At 58.7% G+C, this 22,942-nt stretch carries 16 protein-coding genes; 10 read left to right on the top strand and 6 right to left on the bottom strand.

The genetic code is table 11. The features are described from left to right. Nucleotides 1-110: 110 nt before the first annotated feature. The 4 genes from RBB76_RS15505 to fdhD all read left to right on the top strand — a co-directional run bounded on the left by RBB76_RS15505 (nucleotide 111) and on the right by fdhD (nucleotide 5,541). A complete protein-coding gene (locus RBB76_RS15505) occupies nucleotides 111-2,321 on the top strand; it encodes an alpha-N-acetylglucosaminidase (protein WP_429629907.1) in 2,211 nt (736 codons plus the stop codon). 3 nt (nucleotides 2,322-2,324) lie between these two features. After that, the gene (locus RBB76_RS15500) at nucleotides 2,325-3,512 is read left to right on the top strand and encodes an acyltransferase family protein (RefSeq protein WP_429629909.1); all 1,188 of its coding nucleotides are present in this window, start codon (nucleotides 2,325-2,327) and stop codon (nucleotides 3,510-3,512) included. 99 nt (nucleotides 3,513-3,611) lie between these two features. Beyond that, the gene (locus RBB76_RS15495; protein WP_429629911.1) at nucleotides 3,612-4,571 is read left to right on the top strand and encodes a carbohydrate kinase family protein; all 960 of its coding nucleotides are present in this window, start codon (nucleotides 3,612-3,614) and stop codon (nucleotides 4,569-4,571) included. 31 nt (nucleotides 4,572-4,602) lie between these two features. Further along, entirely contained in the window at nucleotides 4,603-5,541 is a 939-nt protein-coding gene (gene fdhD, locus RBB76_RS15490) for a formate dehydrogenase accessory sulfurtransferase FdhD (RefSeq protein ID WP_429629913.1), read from the top strand. Between the two features lie 75 nt (nucleotides 5,542-5,616). On the opposite strand, the gene RBB76_RS15485 is transcribed toward fdhD, so the two are convergent. From RBB76_RS15485 to RBB76_RS15475, 3 genes are read right to left on the bottom strand one after another with little or no spacing between them, the layout of a single operon-like run. Then, a complete protein-coding gene (locus tag RBB76_RS15485; protein ID WP_429629915.1) occupies nucleotides 5,617-7,212 on the bottom strand; it encodes a Do family serine endopeptidase in 1,596 nt (531 codons plus the stop codon). Nucleotides 7,213-7,246: 34 nt separating this feature from the next. Then, nucleotides 7,247-8,623, bottom strand: a complete 1,377-nt coding sequence (locus tag RBB76_RS15480) for a M56 family metallopeptidase (RefSeq protein WP_429629917.1) — start codon at nucleotides 8,621-8,623, stop codon at nucleotides 7,247-7,249. Further along, nucleotides 8,623-9,018 carry a BlaI/MecI/CopY family transcriptional regulator gene (locus RBB76_RS15475; RefSeq protein WP_429629919.1) on the bottom strand — a complete coding sequence of 132 codons (396 nt, stop codon included), beginning with the start codon at nucleotides 9,016-9,018 and terminating at the stop codon, nucleotides 8,623-8,625. The genes RBB76_RS15480 and RBB76_RS15475 overlap by 1 nt, the downstream gene beginning before the upstream one ends. A 174-nt stretch (nucleotides 9,019-9,192) precedes the next feature. Here RBB76_RS15475 and RBB76_RS15470 point away from each other — a divergent pair, with 174 nt between their 5' ends. The 5 genes from RBB76_RS15470 (at nucleotide 9,193) to RBB76_RS15450 (ending at nucleotide 14,872) form a co-directional block, all read left to right on the top strand. After that, nucleotides 9,193-9,705 carry an SRPBCC family protein gene (locus RBB76_RS15470; RefSeq protein WP_429629921.1) on the top strand — a complete coding sequence of 171 codons (513 nt, stop codon included), beginning with the start codon at nucleotides 9,193-9,195 and terminating at the stop codon, nucleotides 9,703-9,705. Further along, nucleotides 9,702-10,661, top strand: coding sequence for a TIGR01777 family oxidoreductase (locus tag RBB76_RS15465; protein WP_429629923.1), 960 nt, complete (start codon nucleotides 9,702-9,704; stop codon nucleotides 10,659-10,661). The genes RBB76_RS15470 and RBB76_RS15465 overlap by 4 nt, the downstream gene beginning before the upstream one ends. A 31-nt stretch (nucleotides 10,662-10,692) precedes the next feature. Then, nucleotides 10,693-12,762 carry an EAL domain-containing protein gene (locus RBB76_RS15460; protein WP_429629925.1) on the top strand — a complete coding sequence of 690 codons (2,070 nt, stop codon included), beginning with the start codon at nucleotides 10,693-10,695 and terminating at the stop codon, nucleotides 12,760-12,762. A gap of 230 nt (nucleotides 12,763-12,992) precedes the next feature. Beyond that, the gene (locus tag RBB76_RS15455) at nucleotides 12,993-14,354 is read left to right on the top strand and encodes an ethanolamine ammonia-lyase subunit EutB (RefSeq protein WP_429629927.1); all 1,362 of its coding nucleotides are present in this window, start codon (nucleotides 12,993-12,995) and stop codon (nucleotides 14,352-14,354) included. 62 nt (nucleotides 14,355-14,416) lie between these two features. Further along, nucleotides 14,417-14,872, top strand: a complete 456-nt coding sequence (locus RBB76_RS15450; protein WP_429629929.1) for a hypothetical protein — start codon at nucleotides 14,417-14,419, stop codon at nucleotides 14,870-14,872. A gap of 22 nt (nucleotides 14,873-14,894) precedes the next feature. Here RBB76_RS15450 and RBB76_RS15445 read toward each other — a convergent pair whose 3' ends face one another. Together RBB76_RS15445 and RBB76_RS15440 are read right to left on the bottom strand one after the other, a co-directional pair. Beyond that, nucleotides 14,895-15,899, bottom strand: a complete 1,005-nt coding sequence (locus tag RBB76_RS15445) for a phospholipase D-like domain-containing protein (protein ID WP_429629931.1) — start codon at nucleotides 15,897-15,899, stop codon at nucleotides 14,895-14,897. Between the two features lie 87 nt (nucleotides 15,900-15,986). Then, nucleotides 15,987-17,792 (bottom strand): ABC transporter ATP-binding protein, encoded by a 1,806-nt coding sequence (locus tag RBB76_RS15440; protein WP_429629933.1) that lies wholly within the window; start codon nucleotides 17,790-17,792, stop codon nucleotides 15,987-15,989. Nucleotides 17,793-18,006: 214 nt separating this feature from the next. On the opposite strand from RBB76_RS15440, the gene eutC reads away from it, so the two are divergent. Beyond that, complete coding sequence (gene eutC / locus RBB76_RS15435; protein WP_429629935.1) at nucleotides 18,007-18,798, top strand: ethanolamine ammonia-lyase subunit EutC; 792 nt, start codon at nucleotides 18,007-18,009, stop codon at nucleotides 18,796-18,798. A gap of 167 nt (nucleotides 18,799-18,965) precedes the next feature. Here eutC and RBB76_RS15430 read toward each other — a convergent pair whose 3' ends face one another. Next, nucleotides 18,966-22,892, bottom strand: a complete 3,927-nt coding sequence (locus tag RBB76_RS15430; protein WP_429629937.1) for a carboxypeptidase regulatory-like domain-containing protein — start codon at nucleotides 22,890-22,892, stop codon at nucleotides 18,966-18,968. Nucleotides 22,893-22,942: the final 50 nt, after the last annotated feature.

Raw genomic sequence — 22,942 nt, 5'->3', positions numbered from 1 at the left:
CTGCATCCCTCTTACATCACTCAATAAACCAAGGAGCCCAACACTTCCGATTTCTTCCGTTCAAGAGCTTTCCAGAGCACTGTCCTCTAAATTTCGCTACATTGGTGTGCATGCTTCGGAAGCAGTTCTTCGCGATCCCGCTCCTCGCCGCCAGTCTGGTGACGGGATCCGCACGCGCTGAATCGCCTACCGCGCCTGCTCAAGCGGTCCTCCAGCGTCTCATGCCGAACCTCGCACCACAGTTTCAACTGGCTCTTATTCCGAAGCCCGACCGCAAAGATTACTTCCGCATCAGCGGCACCCAAGGCCACATCCGCGTCGAAGCAGCCACCCAACCCACTCTCCTATATGGCGTCAACTGGTATTTGAAGTACGTTGCGCATCTACAAATCTCCCCTAACGGCTCTCAACTTGGCCCTCCCAACCTCGCGCTCCCCGCGCCCGGCGCCCCTATCGAAAAGCAGGCCCTCTACCCATGGCGCTACGCCCTCAACGAGAACGTCGACGGCTACTCCGCACCCTACTGGGATCAGCAGCGCTGGCAACACGAGATCGACATCCTCGCCCTAAGCGGCACCAACGCCATCCTCATCGAGCGTGGCATGGACCTCGTCCTCTACCAAACCTTCCGCGACGCCGGCTACTCTGACCAGGCCATCCGCAACTGGATCGTCCAGCCCGCACATCAGAACTGGCAGCTCATGGGTAACATGTGTTGCTTCGAGGCTCCCGTCTCGATGAAACTCCTCGAGAAAAGGTCCCACTCCGCTCAGCAACTCATCGCGACACTACGCAGCCTCGGCATCACTCCCGTCCTCCCCGGCTACTACGGCATCGTCCCCGCCAACTTCGCCTCGCTTCACCCCGGCGCTCACGTCATCACGCAAGGAGACTGGAACGGATTCACCCGCCCAGGCTGGCTCGATCCACGCGACCCAAACTTCGACAAACTCGCAGCATCCTTCTATCGCCACCAACACGCTCTCTACGGCGACTCCGCAATCTACGATATGGAGATCTTCCAGGAAGGCGGCGCAGCCGGCGACGTCCCTGTCCCTGAAGCCGCAAAAAAAGTACAGCAAGCCCTCATGCGCGACCATCCCGACGCCCTGTGGATGCTCCTAGGCTGGCAGCAGAATCCAACTCAAGAACTTCTCTCCTCGCTCGACACGAGCCATGTCCTCATCGCAGAAATCGAACAGGGCCGCATCCCACGCGAAGATCGTGATCGCGAGTTCCGCGGCGCCTCCTGGCTCTACGGCGGCCTATGGGAGTTCGGAGGACGCACCACCATGGGAGCGCCACTCTACGACTACGCCGTTCGACTTCCCAAGATGGCGGCCCGACCCAACAGCCGCATCGTCGGCACCGCCATCTTCACCGAAGGCATGGACACCAACCCATTCGCCTTTGATCTCTATACAGAGATGGCCTGGCACGCCAATCCAGTCACCCTCACCGAGTGGGCAGACGCCTACGCAATCCGCCGCTACGGAGCCAACGATCCACACGCTCGAAGCGCCTGGCAGATCCTACTCAAAACCGCATACGGCTACCGAGCCGATGGCAATACACAACACGGCGAGCGCGACGCCTCACAGGACTCCATCTTCAACTCCCAACCCTCCTTGACCGCGACCCGTGCCGCCACATGGTCCCCGGACGTCCTGCGCTACGACCCAGCCGACTTCGCCCCCGCCCTCACCGAGCTTCTGCAAGTCGCCCCCGCACTCCGCTCCACCGAAACCTATCAGTACGATCTGGTAGACGTAGCCCGTCAGACCATGGCCAACGAAGCCCGTCGCCTCCTGCCGCTCATCAAGCAGGCCTACGACACCAAAGACAAGATCGCCTTCGCCAAACTCACGAAGGAGTGGCTCCACGACATGGAGCTACAGAACCAACTACTCCAAACCAGTCCATTCTTTCTCCTGGGCAGATGGCTCTCCTTCGTCCCACCGTGGGCCTCTTCGCCCGAAGAGCTTGACCGTCTCAACTACGACGCCCGCTCCATCCTCACAACTTGGGGCGACCGCAAAGCCAGCGAATACGGCCTTCACGAGTACGGCAATCGTGACTGGGCCGGCCTGACAAGCGATTACTACATGGTCCGCTGGCAGATGTACTTCGACTCCCTCTCCACCGCGCTCAACACCGGCGAAGCGCCGAAAACTATCGACTGGTATGCCTTCGGCGACCAGTGGAACCACAACCAGAAAACCTACGACGCTACTCCCCACGGCGATTCCTACGATGCCGCTCTTGCCATCGCGAATACACTTCATCTAGCTCCCAATCAACAATCCGAGGCGCACCAGTAAACTATGACAACGATGAGCGCACCCTCCGAAACGCCCTGGCCCTCCTTAACCGCCGCACGGCCCGCACGCCTCCTCTCGCTCGACTTCCTGCGCGGCCTCACCATCGCCTTCATGATCCTCGTCAACAACAACGGCGATGAACAACTGGCCTACTGGCCACTCAAGCACGCGGCCTGGAACGGCTTCACTCCAACCGACCTCGTCTTCCCCACCTTCCTCTTCCTCGTCGGCATCTCGACGGTCTTCTCCACTGCTTCGAGACTCGCACAAGGCGCCACGAAGCGATCACTCTTCTTCCACGTCCTGCGCCGCTCCATCACGCTCTACGTACTCGGTCTCCTTATCCATGGCTTCCCTTTCTTCAACCTCCACACCATGCGCTTTTACGGCGTACTTCCGCGCATCGCCATCTGTTACTTCATCATTGCCTCGCTCTACATCCTCAGTCCCGGCTGGCGTAGCAAAGCAGCTCTCGCGATCGGCGCTCTAGCCGCTTATTGGATCCTCATGCGCTTCGTACCCGTTCCCGGATACGGCGTCCCCACCCACGACATTCCCTTGCTCGATCGGGACGCGAACCTCACCGCATGGCTCGACCGCCAGTTATTCTCAGCTTCTCATCTCTACGAGCACACCCGTGACCCCGAGGGCCTTCTCAGCACGGTCCCCGCGCTGGCCACCGCTCTCTTCGGCGTCCTCACCGGCATCTGGTTGCGCACCCAGCGCACGCTCAACCAGAAAATAACGGGCATCGCTATCGCTGGCCTCAGCGGCATTCTCCTGGGCGGCCTCTGGAACATCACGTTCCCCATCAACAAAAAACTCTGGACCAGCTCCTACGCCCTCTTCGCCGCAGGCCTCAGCCTCTCCCTCCTCGCACTAAGCCTCTTCATCGTCGATCTACGACGGAAAACACCCGCCAAGCAAGATCACTCGGGCGTCCTCAAACCCTTCTTCATCTTCGGAACCAACGCCATCGTCGCCTATGCCTTCTCGGAGATGCTTGCGTCCGTCCTCTACAGCATTCACACGCATCCCGGCGTCACCCTGCAGCAATCAATCTTCCGCTCCATCAACCAAGCGATCCCGAATATACCCTTCGCCTCCTTGCTCTACGGGATTGCCTTCGTAGCCGTTTGCTGGCTCTTCGTCGCCGTACTCTACCGCCGCAAAATCTTTATCAAGATCTAACCCGCATGAAGCTCTCCAGCACAAAAAAACAATTCGCGCAGCGACAGCATCCCATGCTTCCGATATCGCGGACACCGCCATTCCATTTACAGTGAAAAGATGACGAAACCGTCAAAGGTCGATCTGGTAGGCGTCGGGCTCAACGCCACAGACACCGTCATCCCTCTCACTGACTACCCCTCCCGTGGGTCCAAAGTTGAGTACCGCACCGCAACCGTACTACCAGGCGGACAAGTCGCGTCCACAGTCGTTGCCTGTCAGCGCTGGGGTATGAGCACTCGATACGTAGGGAAGCTAGGCGATGACGCAGCCGCAGCGCTCCATCGCGAAGCCTTCGCTCATGCAGGTGTTGAGACACAACTCATCACAGCCGCAGGCGCCGCCAGCCCACAATCCTTAATCCTCGTCGATGCCGGCGGCGAGCGAACCGTCCTCTGCAGACGCGACGAGCGTCTCATCCTTCAGCCTGCCGATCTTAACCAAGAATGGATCATGAACGCTCGAGCCCTTCACGTCGACGGCCACGACACCGCCGCCGCAACTCTCGCAGCCACATGGGCCCGCGCCGCCGACATCCCGGTCATCGCCGACCTCGATGAACTCTATCCAGGCGTCGAAGAACTCATCGCAAACGTCGACTACCTCGTCGTAAGCAGAGACTTCCCACGCCGTCTCATGACCGAGCCCAACCTGAAAAAAGCGCTGCAAAAAATCCAACATCGCTACGGATGCGCTCTGGTAGCTGCCACACTGGGAGAAGAAGGCGTCGTAGCGTGGGACGGCAAGCAGCTTCACCACTCACCCGCCTACTGTGTCTCAGTAGTCGACACCACCGGAGCGGGCGATATCTTCCACGCCGGCTTCATCTACGGCCTCCTTCAAAATTGGCCTCTCGAACGACAACTCGACTTCGCCTGCGCCTCTGCCGCTCTGAACTGTACAGCCGTCGGAGCCAGAGGCGGTATTGCGCCACTCGACAAAATCGAAAACTTGATGGCAACAGGCACCCGGCACATCACAGCACATGCTTCTACCCTCCAGGCTGAATCATTTCGATAGCCACGGAACAAGACGAGGCGTCACACTGCACATGAACGGCTCTAATCGCACCTTCACACCGCAATCCAATCCCGAGACCAACCGAGCCACACACCAGGTTGCGATCGAAAAAGTCACCGGCCTCAACTCACACCACGCTGAAGACACACTCGCCGTCGAAGAACCCCTCGAAATTCAACTCGCCCACGGCCCACTCAACGCACGATCCCTAAAATCCATCTCCGTTACCATGCGCACTCCAGGCCACGACTTCGACCTGGCAGCAGGCTTTCTCATGACCGAGGGCGTGGTGCGCGACCCCAACGACATCGACCGGATCGTCTACGCCGCTGGCCGCATCAGTGAAGTTCCCACAACAAACCCAACACAAAGCTCGCTCCCCTATCAGCCCACCAAAAACATAGTCCGCGTCGAACTCGCACCCGAAGTCGTTGTCAGCCTCGCCAATCTTGAACGTAATTTCTACACCACCTCAAGCTGCGGCATCTGCGGCAAAGCCTCTCTTCTAGCGCTCCAAACGGTCTGCCCACCTCGCCGAAAAAACATCTTCAACATCGACACCGCGATTCTCTACAAACTGCCCGACAGCCTGCGCGAAGCTCAAAGCCTCTTCAATCGAACTGGAGGAATCCACGGCGCAGCTCTCTTCGACGCCACGGGCAATCTCCTCACGGCACGCGAAGATGTAGGCCGCCACAACGCTGTCGACAAGCTCCTCGGCGCCGAATTTCTCGCCGACCGCACTCCCCTCCGCAACGCATTGCTCCTACTCTCCGGCCGAGCCAGCTTCGAACTCCTCCAAAAAGCACTCATGGGTGGCGTTCCCATGGTCGTCGCCGTAGGCGCCCCCTCCAGCCTCGCCGTACAGGTCGCAAAAGACTTCGACATCACCCTCATCGGCTTCCTTCGCGACAATCACTTCAACATCTACCACGGCGCAGAACACATCCTCGGCCACGCCTCAAACTAAACGCCACATCTCTGACTAAGCACACAAAAAAAAGGGGCCGCTGCGATCATCTGCAGCGGCCCAAACGCTTGCGCACTACATACCGCTCTGGTTCCCCGAATCAGGATGAACCACGCGGTAACTTGCTCCGCCTCGCGACCAGACCAGAAGCAGCAAATCCTTCCCATCCGGATTCGCATGCGCCGCATTCACGAACTGCTCCGCCGAAGTCACCGGATGACGATCCACCTCAAGGATCACATCCCCAGGAGCAAGGCTCGCATCATCGGCCGGGCTGCCCGGGCGAACACTCTGAATCGCAACCCCCTGCACCTGCGAAGGAATATGCAACTGCTGCCGAACATCCGGTGTCAGCTCAGCCACAGCCAGCCCAAGCTTCGCTTTCTGCGGTGTCGCACTTTCACCATCGCTCGCTACTTCGGCCTCTTTGTGGAACTCGCCAACCTGAACCTTAACCGTCTGCTGCGAGCCGTTGCGAATGATTCCAAGATCAATCGAAGTCCCAGGAGTGTCCTCGCTCACCGCAACCTGCAATGCGCCGCCGTTCACGATCTTCTGTCCGTTCAATTCAACGATCACATCACCATTCTTCAATCCCGCACGCGCAGCAGGCGAGTCAGGCGTTACCTGCGCCACAATCGCACCGTTCGCATCCTTCAGGTTGAAGAAGCTTGCATTCTCAGGCGTCACATCGTTCATGCTGATCCCGAGATACCCATGATGCACAGCACCCGTCTTAATCAGCTGCTCCGCCGTCGTCCGCACAATCTGCGAAGGAATCGCAAACCCCGCACCGGCAAACGAACCACCATTCGAGATGATGAACGTATTGATTCCCACCAGCTCGCCACGCGCATTCACCAGCGGTCCGCCAGAGTTGCCCGGATTGATCGCAGCATCGGTCTGGATGTATCCACCCGGCTTCCGCGCATCATCGCGATAAGGATTCTGCCGATCCACTGCGCTGACAATTCCACGCGTTACCGAAAACTGAAAGTATCCGAACGGGCTGCCGAACGCCAGCACCGTCTGTCCTGGCTTCAGCTTGGTTGAATCGCCCCACGCAATGCTCGGCAGATCGTGTGCATCCACCTTGATCACCGCCAGATCAGTGAGGGGATCGCGACCCACCAGCTTCGCCTTCAACACTCGCCGGTCATGCAGCGTCACGCGCATCTCCACCGCACCATCGACCACGTGATTGTTCGTCACAATATAACCATCGGGCGAAATAATAATTCCGCTGCCGATCCCATGCTCAAGCTGCGGCTGCTGCGGACGCTGCTGTTGCATCATCCCCGGAGGCAGCTGCCCAAAGAACTGCTGAAGTCCAGGCGGCAGACTCTGGCCCTGCGGTCCCTGCTCCTGACCATCCTCCTGATCCTCGCCAACCTGATGCTCCGCCGAGCCACGAGAAGTGACCGCAACATTCACCACCGCAGGAGTAACCCGCGCCGCAACGGCCTCAACGGCATTATCCAGAGCAACCAGCGACGAAACACTGTTGTCATCCATCGGTGCGGGCGAAGAGATCGGTGACGAGACCATGGCCGCATGAACCCCATTGTGATGAACGAACATTCCAGCTGCCAACACGAGAGCCGCGGCAGCACCTGCAGGAACGGCAACCCGTCCCGCCTTACCTACTAATTTATTAGTTTCAAACGCCATGATCGATCCTCACAAACGGGTTGAACAGCTTTAGTTAAAGTTGAATGACCAGCCAGCCGCCCTCGGTAGGCACGGCTGCAAACGAAGAAGAAAACACTCGCTCACCCGACACTGTGAGCACCATCCTTGGCCGCGACGACTCCTCCCACGAGGTCAGCACCACCCATCGCTCCATCTGCTGGGGCTGTTGCACCGCGCGATCCTGCTTCACACGCATCAACGACGCTGCGTGCACCGGACGCCGCCGCTTAGCAGCTACCTGAGTCTTATGCTGCGGAATCTGCGCAGCCGTCCCGACTGGCATGGAAGCTTTCAACAAAGTCTGATGGGCAACGCCCACACCCGGAACAGCCGCCGCAGCACGATGAAATGCGACAGGTTCATATCCCGCACTATCGGCAGCAAAACTCTGCGCCTCTTCATGCACCGGCGCGGCTCCGTCAGAGAACGAAACAACCTGTGGCAAACGCGAAAGTTCCGCCGCGCCACCAACGAGCCCAAGCACAAGCAAACTCATCACAACACCTGCTTGCGTCCTGCTCATCCCTTCGCTCCGCCGCAAAATGCTGTGCACCCGCCGCACCAGCTCCGACTGCTTCTCCCACGCACCAAGCGAAAGCGCAGCCGCCCTGCGTCCCATCCTCTGCTCTGCAAGATTCGTCAGACACGTCGCATAAGCCTTCGGAGCCTTCGTAAATCGCAGCACCGCGTCATCACAAGCCAGCTCGCGCTCGAAGCACAGCCTCCGTTCAATCCACAACAGCGCCGGATTCAGCGGCACCAGTACAAGACTGATCTTCTGCAAAAGATTGATCCAATCATCGCCCCGCCGGAGATGTCCCATCTCATGCAGCACGATCTGTTCCAACTCACTCGTAGTAAGCCGCTCAAACATCGCTCGTGGAATCAAAATCCGCGGAGAAAAAAATCCGATCACGCTAGGCCGGTCCACATCCCCCGACGTGCATATGGTCGCCCTACGCCACCCCGCTGCAACCAACGCGAAATGCCAACTTGTGCTCATCTCAACCGCCGTCGCACGCTTCCATATCCCGCGCAGTTGCACCGCGCCGATCACCAGCTTCACAGCGCGCACCATCGAGACCGCCAGCCACAGCACCGCAATCGCAAGACTCCATCGCACATCTACCTGCACGAACGCGCCATGCGCTGACGCTTCGCCGTCCCCCCGCGGTCCATACGCATGCAACAGCGGCAGCAACGCAAGAACCGCAAATACCGCCGTCCAAACTGCAAACCGGATCGCAGCCGTCGTCTTCGGCATCAACCGCAAACAGATCCATACCGCAGCAGCTAACACAAGCCCTTGCCACAAGCCAGACACCACCGAGCCAGCCGCCACACGCGACAAACCTTCAACACCATGCAACAGGTTCAAGTCGATCCCCATTACAGTTCGTCTCCCGCGCGATCGTCCGCCGCTGCTGCAATCGCCTCTTTCAGCCGTTGCAACTCCTCCGCCGTCACCTCGTCATCCCCAAGCAGCGAAAGCAACAACTTCTCCCGCGAGTTGCCGAAGAACCGCTGCATCATATGACGAACCTCCGACCGGCCAGCCTCCTGCTCGGCAACGCAAGGACTGTAGAGAAACGCCCTGCCCTCCTGCCGGTGCCGTACATAGCCCTTCTGCTCCAAAATCCGGATCGTCGTAAGCACCGAGTTATACGCCAGCGCCTCCGGCATAGCCGCTACCAGCTCCCCCACAGCCGACTCGCCACGCGCCCACAAAATCTTCATGAGCCGTAACTCAGCCTCTGTCAACGTGATGGACTTTTTTGGCGGCATAACCTCTCAACCTTCCGGCTCCCTCAACCCGCGGGGAGACAGAATCTACTCACAGGAAAGACGAACAACTAATCGATTAGTTAGCGAAAAAAAATACCCTGAATCCGTGCCCTTCACCCACCCGCAAGCTCCCATACGAGACATTTACTCTAACTAAAGAGGGTTCCCGCCACGATGATTCGCATCGACGAGACCACGACGGTCGAAGCACCCATTCAACGCTGCTTCGACCTCTCCCGCAGCGTAGAAGTCCATCTCCTCAAAAACGTTCACTCCGGCGAACAGGCCCTCGCAATAAGTGGCCTCACCTCCGGCCTCCAGGGCCTCTCCGACCGCGTCACCTGGCGAGCCAAACACTTCGGCTTCTGGCACAACCTCACCAACGAAGTCACGGCCATCGAACCGCCTACCTACTTCCAGGTAACCATGAACAAAGGAATCTTCCGCTCCATGCAGGCCGACCACTACTTCCGCACGCTGCCCTCCGGCGCGACCGAGATGACCGACCACTTCCGAATAGCCTCTCCCCCTCCCATCCTTGGCCTCGTGGCCGAAAAACTCTTCCTCCGCCGATACATGCTCGCGCTCATTCGCGAGCGCAACGCCGTCATCAAGCAACTCGCCGAATCCTCAGACTGGAAGTTCTACCTCCCAAAAGAAGCAAAGGGCAAAACAAGACCATCATGAAGATCGTCATCCCCGGCGGCACCGGACAAGTAGGCCACGTCCTCGCCCGTCACTTTCACACTCAGGGCCACGACGTCATCGTCTTCAGCCGCACCCCACAACCCGCTCCGTGGCGCATCGTGCCATGGGATGGCCTCACCCTAGGCCCGTGGGTCGGAGAACTCGAGCAGAGCGACATCTGCATCAACCTCGCCGGCCGCAGCGTCAACTGTCGCTACACTCCCGCAAACCGTCGAGCCATCTTCGACTCCCGCATTCTCTCCACGAAAATTCTCGACGAAGCCATCGGCTCCCTGCATCACCCGCCCGCGATCTGGCTCAACGCCAGCACCGCCACCATCTATCGTCACTCGCTCGACCGCCCCATGGACGAGACCACCGGGGAGTACGGCGGCAACGAGCCCGGCGCGCCCGACACCTGGAACTTCTCCATCGACGTAGCCAAAGCCTGGGAGTCCGCCTTCTTCGCCACGCACACTCCCCAAACTCGCAAGGTCGCCCTCCGCAGTGCCATGACCTTCAGCCCCGATCCCGGCGGAGTCTTCGATGTCTTCCTAAGCCTCGTTCGCCACGGCCTCGGCGGCACCAACTACCCAGGCACTCAATTCGTCTCATGGATCCACGAGATCGACTTCATCCGCGCTATCGACTTCCTCATCGCCGCCCCAACTCTCTCCGGTCCAATAAATCTCGCCTCACCAAACCCCCTCCCGAACCGCGACTTCCTCCGCATCCTCCGCGAAGCCTGGGGCACTCGAATAGGTCTGCCCACAGCAACATGGATGCTCGAGATTGGTACCTTCCTCATGCGCACCGAATCCGAACTCGTCCTCAAAAGCCGCCAGGTCGTCCCCGGCCGTCTCCTCTCCGCTGGCTTCCGCTTCACCTTCCCCGACTGGCCCTCCGCCGCCCGGGATCTCGTCGCTCGCTGGAGAAGTCAAAAATTCCCTGTGTAACTTACATCCGGGCCGTAGTATCGTCGTTGCCATGGCTGCTGAAGACGCGAACGATCTGCGTAGAGCGCTCGAGAAGAACGAAATTATCCCGTACTTCCAACCGCTGGTGGAACTTCGAACGGGCCTCCTCAGCGGATTTGAAGTTCTCGCGCGTTGGCAGCACCCGGTCCGCGGCCTCATTCCTCCTACCGAGTTCATTCCATTAGCCGAAGACACCGGCCTCAACGGGCAACTCACCGGAAACCTCCTCCGATCGGTCTTCGCCTCCGCCAAAAACATCCCCGATCACCTCACCCTTTCGGTCAACATCTCCCTCACCCAGCTCACCGACTTCTCGCTCCCCAAACACATCGCCGCCGCCGCCGCCCAGGCCAGCTTTCCCCTCAACCGCCTTATCCTCGAGATCACCGAGAGCGCCCTCGCCAGCAACACCGAGCACGCCTACCGCATCGCCACCGAGCTCAAAGAACAAGGCTCTCGTCTCGCCCTCGACGACTTCGGAACCGGCTACTCCAGCCTCCGCCACCTCCAGTCCCTTCCCTTCGACGAGCTCAAAATCGACGCAAGCTTCGTCCGCTCAATGGGCCACACCCGCGACAGCCGCAAGATCGCCGCTGCCATCGTCGGTCTCGGCAACAGCCTCAGCCTCACTACCGTCGCCGAGGGCGTAGAAAATCAAACCATCGCCGACATGCTCCTATGGCTAGGCTGCGATCTCGGCCAGGGCTGGCTCTACGGCCGCGCCGTACCGCCCGAACAACTACCCGACGTCCTCGCCGCCAGAATGGAGCCGCCACCAGTCCCCGCCGAACACCGCTCGCCCATTGCCAACTCCACGCTCCCACTCCGCCTCGAAGCTCTCCCCACCCAGCGCCTCGCCCAGCTCAATGCCATCTACGATGGCGTCCCCGTCGGCCTCTGCTTCATCGACCGCAATCTCCGCTACGTCAGCGTCAACCGCCGTCTCGCCGAGATGCATCATCTCCCCGTCTCCGCCCACCTGGGCCGCTACGTCTCCGAGGTCATGCCTACCGTCTTCCCGCTCTGCGAACCCTACCTCCTCCGCGCTCTTAACGGAGAGGCCAGCAACAACCTGGAAATCTGCTATCCAGATCCCAACCCCCTCAACGAAAAACGCACCCATCTCATCTCCTTCCAACCCGCTCGCGACGAGGCCGACGAAGTCATCGGAGTCTCCGTCTCCGTTGTCGATATCACCCGACGCAAAAAAGCCGAGCAAGCCCTCGCCGAAAGCGAAGACCACTATCGCCACACCGTTGAACTCAACCCGCAGGTCCCCTGGACCGCCGATCCCGACGGCATGATCCTCGATGCCAGTCAGAGATGGGAGAGCCTCACCGGACTCACCATTCAGGAATCACTCGGTACCGGTTGGATTCGCGCTCTCCATCCCGACGACATCGCGCCTACTTCCCGCGCTTGGGAAGAAGCCCGCCACACCGGAGATCCCCTCGACGTCCTTTACCGAGTTCTCCGCGTCGATGGAACCTGGCGCTGGATGCGCGCACGCGCCGCCCCACGCCGCGGAAAAGATGGGGAAATTATCCGCTGGTACGGCACCGTTGAAGATGTCGATGATCAGAAGCAGGCAGAACAAGCCCTGCGTCAGAGCGAAGCTCGCCTTCAGGCAGTCTTCGACGCAGCCCCCATCGGAATCGTCATCGCCGACGCACCCGACGGTCGAGTCGTCATGAGCAACCCACGAGCCGAAGAGATCCTTCGCAGCTCGGCTGTATCCGCCACCGTCATCGATGACTACTGCAAAGAGTCGATCATGTCGATAGTCCCCGAAGCCATCGCAACAACCGCCCCCAACGCAAAGCCAAATGGCGATCACCCTCTCGCCAGCGCTCTCATGGGCGGAAAATCCATCGGCCCTACCGAGTACCTCCGCTTCCACAGCGACGGTTCAAGCGCCTGGATAAGCCTCACCGCCGCACCAGTGATCGACTCCGACGGCAAAGTCTCCGGCGGCGTCGTCGCCATTCAGGACATCGACGAAGACAAGCGCGAAATGCAGCGCCTCTCCGACCTCAACACCGTCCTGAAGATCAAACTCGAAACCACAAGAAGCAAGTAGTCCCCGCAGTCACCCCAACCCTCGGGCATTCTGACCGAAGCGAAGCAATTGCTTTTCTAGTTGTCATCCCCAAAGAGGATCCGCTGTTGCAGTTGCATTTTCTTGTTGTCATCCCCGAAGGGGATCTGCGGTTGCAGTTGCCTTCGCCGCTGGTGTTGTCCTGCACAAATCAAATACTCCGTAAAATCATGATCCTCTCCCTCGCCGCTAACCTGCTAGCGTAGTACCCAATGGCCCACGCCCACACCATAGCGAGCGTCCGTTACACCTTCAACTCTCTCGCCGATCTCCTCGCCAAAGCCACACCCGCTCGCTCCGGCGACGAGCTAGCAGGCATCGCCGCAACCTCCGCCCAGAAACGCGTCGCCGCACAAATGTCGCTCGCCGATCTCCCCCTCACCCACTTCCTAAACGAAGCTGTCATCCCCTACGAGACCGACGAAGTCACCCGTCTCATCCAGGACACCAGCCGAACTCCCGCGGCCACCGCCGCATTCGCCCCCCTCTCCAGCCTCACCGTAGGCGAACTCCGCGACCACCTCCTCTCCGACGCAGCCACCCCAGCCACGCTCGCAGCCCTCGCCCCCGGCCTCACCCCCGAAATAGCCGCCGCCGTCTCCAAACTCATGCGCCTCCAGGACCTCATCCTCGTAGCCCGAAAAATAAACGTCGTCACGAAATTCCGCACCACAGTAGGCCTACCCGGCCGCCTCTCCACCCGCCTCCAACCCAACCACCCAACAGACGACCCTGCGGGTATCGCCGCATCTATCCTCGACGGCCTGCTCCTCGGCTCGGGCGACGCCGTCATCGGCATCAACCCCGTCTCGGACAACGTAGCCGCCCTCACAACCCTTCTCCACCTCGTCGATCACATCCGCCGCCGCTACGAGATCCCCACCCAATCCTGTGTCCTCGCCCATCTCACCACCCAGATGCAGGCCATGAAGCAGGGCGCACCTCTCGATCTCCTCTTCCAATCCATCGGCGGCACCGAAGCCACCAACACCAGCTTCGGCATCAACCTCGCTCTCCTCGAAGAAGCCCATCAACAAGCCCGCAGTCTCAACCGCGCACCAGAAACCCCATCGCCCAACATCATGTACTTCGAGACCGGCCAGGGCAGCAGCCTAAGCGCGACAGCGCATCACGGTGTAGACCAGCAAACCCTCGAAGCCCGCGCCTACGCCGTGGCCCGCCACTTCAACCCCATGCTCGTCAACACCGTCGTAGGCTTCATCGGCCCCGAGTACCTCTACGACGGCAAACAAATCCTCCGCGCCGGCCTCGAAGACCACTTCTGCGGCAAACTCCTCGGCCTCCCCATGGGCTGCGACATCTGCTACACCAATCACGCCGAAGCCGACCAGGACGACATGGACGCACTCCTCACCATGCTCGGCGCCGCCGGCGTCAACTACATCATGGGTGTCCCCGGCGCAGACGACATCATGCTCAACTACCAGAGCACCTCCTTCCACGACGCCCTCTACCTCCGCCGCCTCCTCAACCTTCGCCCCGCCCCCGAGTTCGAAGCCTGGCTCCACACGCAAGCTCCCCACCGCCTCACCCTGCCCGCCATGCTTCCATAGCCGTCGAGCGTCAGCCCGGCATGCTATGGAACAAATCAAATTAAACTGACGTAACTTTCTCCGTGAATCCACTGAATAGCATGGAGATCATCACGCTCGCAGGCTTGTTGGCTGGAGCTTTGGACATCACCGCAACCTCTACCCTCATGTCGCTGCAAGGCATGCCACTCGAAAGACTATGGCAGGGCATAGCCAGTGGCGCTTTGGGCGCATCCGCGTTCAAAGGCGGCAAAAAAACTGCCGCTCTGGGCCTGTTCTTTCACTTCGCAATCGCATTCACCGTTGCCGCAATCTACTACGCGATAAGCCGCCAACTCCCGATCACCACCGAAAGACCGGTCCTCTGCGGCACACTTTACGGCGTAGTCGTTCATCTGGTCATGAGCCGCATCGTCGTCCCGCTCTCAGCAGCCCCCAAACGAGAGTTCTCCGCAAAAGCCTTCGTGATTCAACTGGTCATCCACATCTGCTTCGTCGGACTTCCAATCGCCCTGACAGTCGCTCACTTCACCCGCTAGAAACCCGCGCGACGCAACGAACTCAGCACTTCTTCCCACTCTTATGCGTTTCGAGCGCAAGATCCTCCGCCACATTCGGATCGTATTGCTCCAACTCCGCCAGCAGCCCAGCATCGCTCAAATCCAGCAGCTTCGAGTTCTCCCAGTCATGACGAACGGTCTTAAGTAACCGATCAACGATATGCTCGTCCCTCACCTCAATCGCCAACTCCCGCCTGCTGTCGAAGCTCCCCGGAGCAAGATTGATCGATCCAATAATCGCGCGCGTATCGTCAGCCAGCAACAACTTCGCGTGAAGCTTAATATGCCTCAACTTGTGGATCTTCACGCCAATATCTTCGAGCACCCTCAGCCCGCTCACGCCTTCAATCAACTTCTCTTTCTTCAGCTTGTGCGGAGGCCGCGCCATAATATGAATCTTCACCCCACGCTGGTTCGCCCTCACCAGGTGTTCAATAATCGTCGGATCCTGGTACCGCTCATTCTGCAGCCATAGCGAGTGCTTCGCCTCATCGATCAACTGCCCCAGCCGCTGCCTTCCATTCCCAATGCACCAGATCAAATGCGAGTGATCGCCTGCATTGAAGTGCTCCCTCTTCCAGTCCGCGTCGAAGCACTCCATTACCTCCTCGACCTCGTGCTTATGCGTCGTAACAATCGCATAATCCCGCGTCAGAGTCAGGTTCTTCGTCTCCCAGTTCAGCGACTCGACAAACGCAGTCTTATCATCGATCACCATCGACTTCTCATGCGTCAGATCGAAGCACGGATTGCTGTCCAGCACCTCAACTCCCGCATCAGTCAACGCAAGCCGCGACTCGTCATTCTCCTTCTCGCCGTCTCGCCTCTCCGGGTTCAGCATCACCCGCACCTTCACCCCACGCTGATGAGCGGCAACCACAGCCTGCAACAGATCAGGATCCGAAAACACAAACATCTTGATCCGGATCGAATCTTTCGCGCCATGGATGGCGTCCAGAATCGGCTTCGCAGAATCGTCCGGCAAAACAATCAAAGAGCGCGACATAATCCTCTTCCCTTAAACCCCTATTTCGAGAACTGGCGTTGATCTCTTTTACAGTCTCTCATCGCCCAAAGACAACTAGCCGTTCCTTTACGCCATCACCTTATCCAACCCGGCGTCGAACTGCGTACGATGCAGCGCCGCATAAATCCCATTCACCGCCATCAATTGCTCATGCGTTCCATTCTCCGCCACAACCCCTTCATTAATCACAATGATCTGATTCGCATCCCGGATCGTGCTCAATCGATGAGCAATCGCAATCACGGTCCGTCCCTCCATCAGCTTCTCCAGCGCATCGATCACCAGCTTCTCCGATTCGCTATCGAGCGCCGCCGTCGGCTCATCCAGCAGCAGAATCGGGCTATTCCGCACCATCACCCGCGCAATCCCAATCCTCTGCCTCTGCCCACCCGACAGCGTCGATCCCCGCTCCCCCACCATCGTCTCGTACCCCAGCGGCATCTTCGAAATGAACTCATCCGCATTCGCCATCTTCGCCGCCGCAATCACCTCTTCCTTCGTCGCCGCCGGCCGCCCAAACGCAATATTCTCTAAAATCGTCCCGCGAAACAGCACCGTATCCTGCAGCACGTATCCAATCTTGTCTCTCAGCGGCTTCAGTTTGTACTCGCGCACATCCTCGCCATCCATCTTTACGGACCCGGAATCGACATCATAAAACCGCGGGATCAAACTCACCACCGTCGATTTCCCGGCGCCCGTCGGCCCCACGATCCCTACAAACTGACCCGCCTCAATCTTGAAACTCACATCCGTCAAAATCAGATTCGCTGGGTCATATCCAAACGCGACGTGCTCAAACTCAATCGTCCCCTTCACCGCCTCCGGCGCCAACCCATCTTTCTTCTCCGGTATCACCGCATCCGTATCCAGAATCTCGCGAACCCGCTCTGCTCCAACTGCCGCCTGCGCCACCGCATTCGTGGTCGTCGCAAGATCCTTCACCGGTTTGAAGAACTTCGTCAGGTAAGCCAGATAAACCGTCAGCTCGCCCACCGTCATCGTCTTCTCAAGAATCAGCGCGGCTCCACGCCACAGCACCACCGCCGTGCACAACGACACCGTAATCGTCACCACCGGCGACAGCAATGCCTTCACACTCCTTGCCTTCAGCGCAGCGCTCACCGTCGCCTGGCTCACCAGTTGCAACTGCGCCTCTTCCGTCGCCTCCTGCCCAAACGCCTTCACCGCCTGTATCGACTCCAGCCCCTGCTGCACCACCGCGACAATCTCGCTCTGCTCTTTGCGAACCTCATGCGTCGCCTTCTTCACTGCCTTCTTAAATCTCGAAACAAACAGTAGCAAAAACGGCGTCACCCCCACGGCGATCAGCGTAAAGTCCCAGTTCAGCCAGAACATCAACCCCAGCATGCAGACAATCGTCAGCATATCGACCACAATATTCAACGTCGAAGACGAAGCAAACCCCTCAATCGTCTGAATATCCGCCGTAATCGTGCTCAGTATCGTTCCCGTCGCATGCGTGTTGTAGTACCCCAGCGAAAGCCGTTGCAGGTGCCCATACATCTTCATGCGCAGATCATGCGCCACCCACTGTCCCACGCTCTCGGTGTAATAGTTATCGATATAGGACGCCACCGCACCCAGCAGCGAAATCACCACGAACGCCATCGCCGCCAGCCCGGCCACATGCAGCCTCGACTCATGCGACCTCAAACCTTCATCCACCATTGGCCCAATCAGCCGATGCAGCCACGGCGTCATCTTGTGGTCGCCAATCACATTATCCAGAATGATCTTCAACGGCCACGGCGTCGCCAGGCTCATCACCGTCTCGACCAGCATGGCCAGAAAGATGCCCACCAGCGTGCCACGATAAGGTCGAATTAGACTTCCGATAAACCGCAACATAAGCAGGCCCTGTTCCCCCGAACAAATACTTCAGATCCCTACAACCCTCTCACCAAACGGTCCTTCAAGTAGAAATCAACAGCAACTTCCCCAACAAGCTTTCTTTCATAGCAGTCAACGCAGACCATCATCTTACTCGCACTCCACAAACACAACGCCACGCGCCACTTTTCCGTACACTGGCTCATCACGTTCATCGAACTCGCGACCAACTATGTCCGACAAGAAAATAAACGAGCCACAAACAGACCAGTCCGAAGCACCCGCCACCACCCCATCGTCCTCCCTTCGCAGCTACACGCCCGCCCGCATCGCCCTGCGCCGCACCGGCGTAAGTCTCGCCACCACAGAGATCCTCGACTTCCAGCTCGCCCACGCCCAGGCTCGCGACGCCGTCCACGCCACGCTCGACCCACAACACCTCACCCACCGCCTGCGCACGGAAATCCCGTCCCTCACCGGACCCATCCTCACCCTCGCCAGCGCCGCCCCCGACCGCGCCTCCTACCTCGGCCGCCCAGACCTCGGCCGCACCCTGGCCCCCGCCTCCGCCGCTCTCCTCCACCCGTCCCCGTGCGACATCCTCCTCGTCATCGCCGACGGCCTCTCCGCCACAGCCATCGACCGCCAGGCCATCCCCCTCCTCACCGCCCTCCTTCCCGCGCTGCCCCCAAGCCAAACCCTCGGCCCGCTCTGCATCGCCACCCAGGCACGCGTCGCCATCGCCGACCACATCGGCTCCATCCTCCACGCCCAACTCTCCATCGTTCTCATTGGCGAGCGCCCCGGCCTCAGCTCCCCAGACTCCCTCGGCGTCTACATCACCTGGAATCCCACTCCCGGCCGCACCGACGCCGACCGCAACTGCATCTCCAACATCCGCACCGCCGGCCTCGACTACACCACCGCCGCCGCCCGCATCGCCTTCTACTGCGCCGAAGCCCACCGCCTGCAACTCACCGGCACGGCCCTCAAAGAGATCACGCAACCCCAACTGAATCCCTAAAGGGTGTACTCCTCTCATCCCGACCAACGGGAGGGCCACAGCGGCAACTTCTACCAAGACAAGGTATACACGTCACGAAGTGACCGCCCCGCGCGCAGCGGGCTCGCGCAAGTTGGTAAGGCCGGGAACCAGCCGACCAGACAGCTCACTCCAAACAGAACTGAGAGTTAGAACAGGAACCGCAACGACATCTGTATCTGCCGTGGGCTCCCGATCGTATGCGTCACAGTCCCCAGCCCACTTGGGCAGTTGTAAAAGCTCGTATCACTCGGCGTGCTGGTGTTGCAGCCGGTAGGTAGAACCGGCGTTCCAGCCTGCGGAAAGCCGTTGTAATTAACGTTCTGTGCCACTTCATTGCCAGGCACGTCGAAGCTGCTTGTATTCGTGAGGTTATAAACATCAAACGTATAAGTGAGACTGTACCGCTCCGTGAACTTCGTCACCTTCATCAGCGACGCATCCGCACGTTTCTGGAAAGCCTGACGGAAGATATTCCGCTGACCAGTCGTAAAGTCCGTCTCATAGGGGTCAGACGTCGGAACAGCGCCGCTCAGTCCGCCAGCCTGCAATATTGGGATCGTAAAGCACGATGCCTTCAACGCATTCAGATTCGGATCGCCGTTCGGATTGAACGCCCCGGAGTGCCCTGTCTTCGCGTTCTTCGCCGTGCAGCCCGGAGCCAGCGGAACAATTGGATTCGTAATGCCATTACTGACGCCGTAGTAAATACTACCCACAGCTCCGCTGAAATCGATCACGCTATACGGCTGCCCGCTCTGCAGAATCGTGAGCCCCACCAACGACCAGCCATTCGCAAAATAGCCTTCGACCGTGTGGTTATGAACAAAGTCCGGAAGCCTATAAACGTAGTTGAAGTTGATCACATGCGTCCGGTCAAAGTCGGAAGAAGCATATCCATCGCGCAGGTTCAGCGGGTTGTTGCCGTTATAGAAAAGACCCAGGCCACTCTGTTCATCGAGCGCGTGCGAGTAGGTATAGGAAGCGGCGATCTGGAATCCATGACTCATCCGTTTCTCAACGTGCGCCGTCAGGGCATTGTAGGCATCCACACCCGCCGCCCGGTACGAGATCGATTCCGCCGCATAACCGATATAGGGAACGCGATGATCAATGTTGCCGCCCTCATAATCGAAGTCGTAACCAGTCCCATCAGGCAGCGTGGCTCCCCCAACGTTATAACCATACGAATACTTCTCACCATGGATATTGGCACTAGGGGAAGCGATTCCAGGCTGGTTGAACGGAACGGGAATCACCTGATGTCGCCCCAGATTGCCGACATAGCCCAGCGTGATCGCAAGGTCATTGCGTGGCTGCCATTGGATATCGAGCGTGTAGTTGAAGGTATAAGGAAGTTTATTCGCGCGATCGTAGACACCAAGCGAAATCGGCTGCCCACCATCGTTGATGCCCGCAATATTTGGCAGATAGTTCGTCAGGTCCGAGGACTGCGGATTCGTCGGCGGCGCATTCTGAACGTTCGTATAAGGGTTCGCCAGATTGCCCGTCGCAGCCGTAGGCGCAGACGTCGGCGGATTGATACCGCCTCCTCCACCGCACGTAGGAATGTAGTAGCTATATAAGCTCTGAACTGGGCACGACTGCGCCGTCACAAACGGAAGCTGTTGATTGACCCCAAAAGGGCCGCCAGTAACGGTTCCAATTGCGTAGCCCGGAGAGAAGTAGCTGAACAGTTCCCCGCGGTCGTAGTACATCCCGAAGCCCGAACGCACCACCACCTTGCCCCCGAACTTCTCCGGCTGCCACGCCGCGCCCAGTCGCGGACCAATCCCCCACTGCCGACCCGTCAGTGTGGTCGGGCTCACACCTGTGGTTCCGTTCTTGTTGTTGCTGGCAATGATGAACCCAGGATTGACGATCGTGTCCGACGCTTCGTTGTAGCTATAAAGCGTAGGGTCGAAGTTGAAGATCCGCCCGTTCTTCTCCGTCAGGCCGCCATTCCAGTCGTAGCGCAATCCCGCCGTAAGCGAAATCGTCGGCGTAACCTGAAACTTGTCCTGTACGTAGCTCCCCACCTGATTCGCCCGGTAGTATCGGCTCGCATCGCCCTGCAAAAACGAGCTGACATAAAACTGGGTCGAAGAGCTACCCGGCGTCACATACCCCTGCGCGTAAGCGCTCAGATCGTCCGTAGCCACCGTGCCCGCGTTCGTCCGATGGTCGATCGTATTGAGTTGCGTGTAGCTATAACTCGTCCCAAACGTAACTGTATGCTTGCCCAGCGTCCAGATCGCATTTCCAGACGGCTGCCACCGATTCTGGAAAGCTCCAGTATTAGGAGCCTGTCCTTCAGCGTTAGGTCCAATGTTCAAAATGCCCGAACTAACCAATCCATACTGCGCCTGAGCGCTGCCCAGCACATTCACAATCGACACACCGGGAAAATAACTCGATCCAAACTCATTGATCGAAACCGTCCCCAGCGAACCTCCCGGAATCGCATCCGGCCCAAATGGCTGCTCATTATCCACCCACGTCTTCTCTCGAATGAACCCCAAACTCTCCGTCGTACTCAGGTTCGACTTCACCAGATAAGTATTGATGATCGAAAAAACCTGCGCACCCGAGTCAAGATGTTCCGTAAATCCCGGCACACTCGAGTACGCATAAGGAGCAAGCGTAGGATCGTGTTGATAGAAATACTTCAGCGACAGCGTGTCTTTGCTATTGATGTTGTAGTCAAGATTAGCCACCGCCATATCAGCCTTGAAACGGCCTGTTCCCGGAAGGAAAGCATTGAACGGGTGAGCGGCAGACATGCTCGACGATCCCGTGTCATTCGGCACAAGCCATTTGCCCGGCTCACCCGGCAGCGACGGCGAGTTGAACAAAGCCAGCGCAGTCCGATCAATATTCGCAGCCGTAAGACTAGTCCCAAACGGACCATTGATCATGTTCGCAAAGCCAGCCGCATCGCGATTGGTATCCGACAGTCCAACCGGCACATTGATGAAGTTGTCCCCGATCTCCTGATCCGACACCTGCAGATGCTGGTACGACACAAAGCCGAACAACTTGTTCTTAATAATCGGACCACCAAAGGTCCCCCCGGCAATATACCGGTGCAGCTCAGGATTCTCATCCTTCGGATCATTCGCGAGCAGCGGATTATTCTTGAAGAAGAACGGCGCCGCGTTGATCCAGTTCGTTCCACGACGTGCATACGCCGTGCCATGATATGCATTAGTACCCGAAGCTGTATTCACATCGATGTGCGCACCCGAAGTAGAGCCCTGCTGCGCGTCATACATCGACGCGTTCACCCGAACCTCCTGGATCGTCTCCGGCGCCGGCGTAGGAATCGCATTGCCAATCGAAAGATAGACGGAAGCAACCGTCTGAATCACCCCCGCCCCACCCTGCGTAGTCGAGGCGCCCGTACTGTTGATCACTCGCTGCGACCCAACCTGGCTCGTACTCTTCCCATTGAAAAGACTGCTCGCATCCACACCGTTGATCGAGAAGCTATTACTCGTATCCCGCTGCCCATTCGCCCAGATCGGCAGATTCCCCAGGCCAGACTGAGCACCAGTACCACCCGACAGCTCCGCGTTCACACCCGGCGACAGAATCGCCAACCCCGTAAAACTCCCCGTAGGCTGCGGTATCGACTCGATCTGCGCCTTATCCAGAACATACCCATTCGTCGTGTCCACCGCGTTCATCAGCGGCACCGCGTCCACGCTCACCACCGTGTTCACCGCGCCCACGTTCAACTGAGCATTCACCGTCCCCGTTCGATCGCTCTGCACAGGAATCCCCTGCATCTTCTGCGACTGAAACCCTTCCTTCGTAAACGTCAGCGTATAAGTCCCAATCGGCAGATTCGCAAAATCATAAAATCCATTGCTTCCCGCCGTCTGAGTCCGAGTCAACCCCGTCTGATCCCCCACCACGGTCACCACTGTCCCCGGCAGAATTCCCCCCTGGGCATCGGTCACGGCGCCCGTCAGCCCGCCGAGCGTCTGCTGCCCAAACATGGGACACACCAGCAGCAGACACGCCATCTGGCACACAACGACGAAGAAGAAAGAACGGAAACACCGACTCATAATCTGGCTCCTAAAGTGCTGCAGCGTAGTACTTAAAAACACGTCTTCCT

The organism is Tunturiibacter psychrotolerans, assembly GCF_051013365.1.
In the GTDB taxonomy this organism is placed as follows: Bacteria; Acidobacteriota; Terriglobia; order Terriglobales; family Acidobacteriaceae; genus Edaphobacter; species Edaphobacter psychrotolerans_A.
The sequence above is the reverse complement of the archived record's forward strand: the minus strand, read 5'-3'. Positions and strand labels throughout refer to the sequence as shown.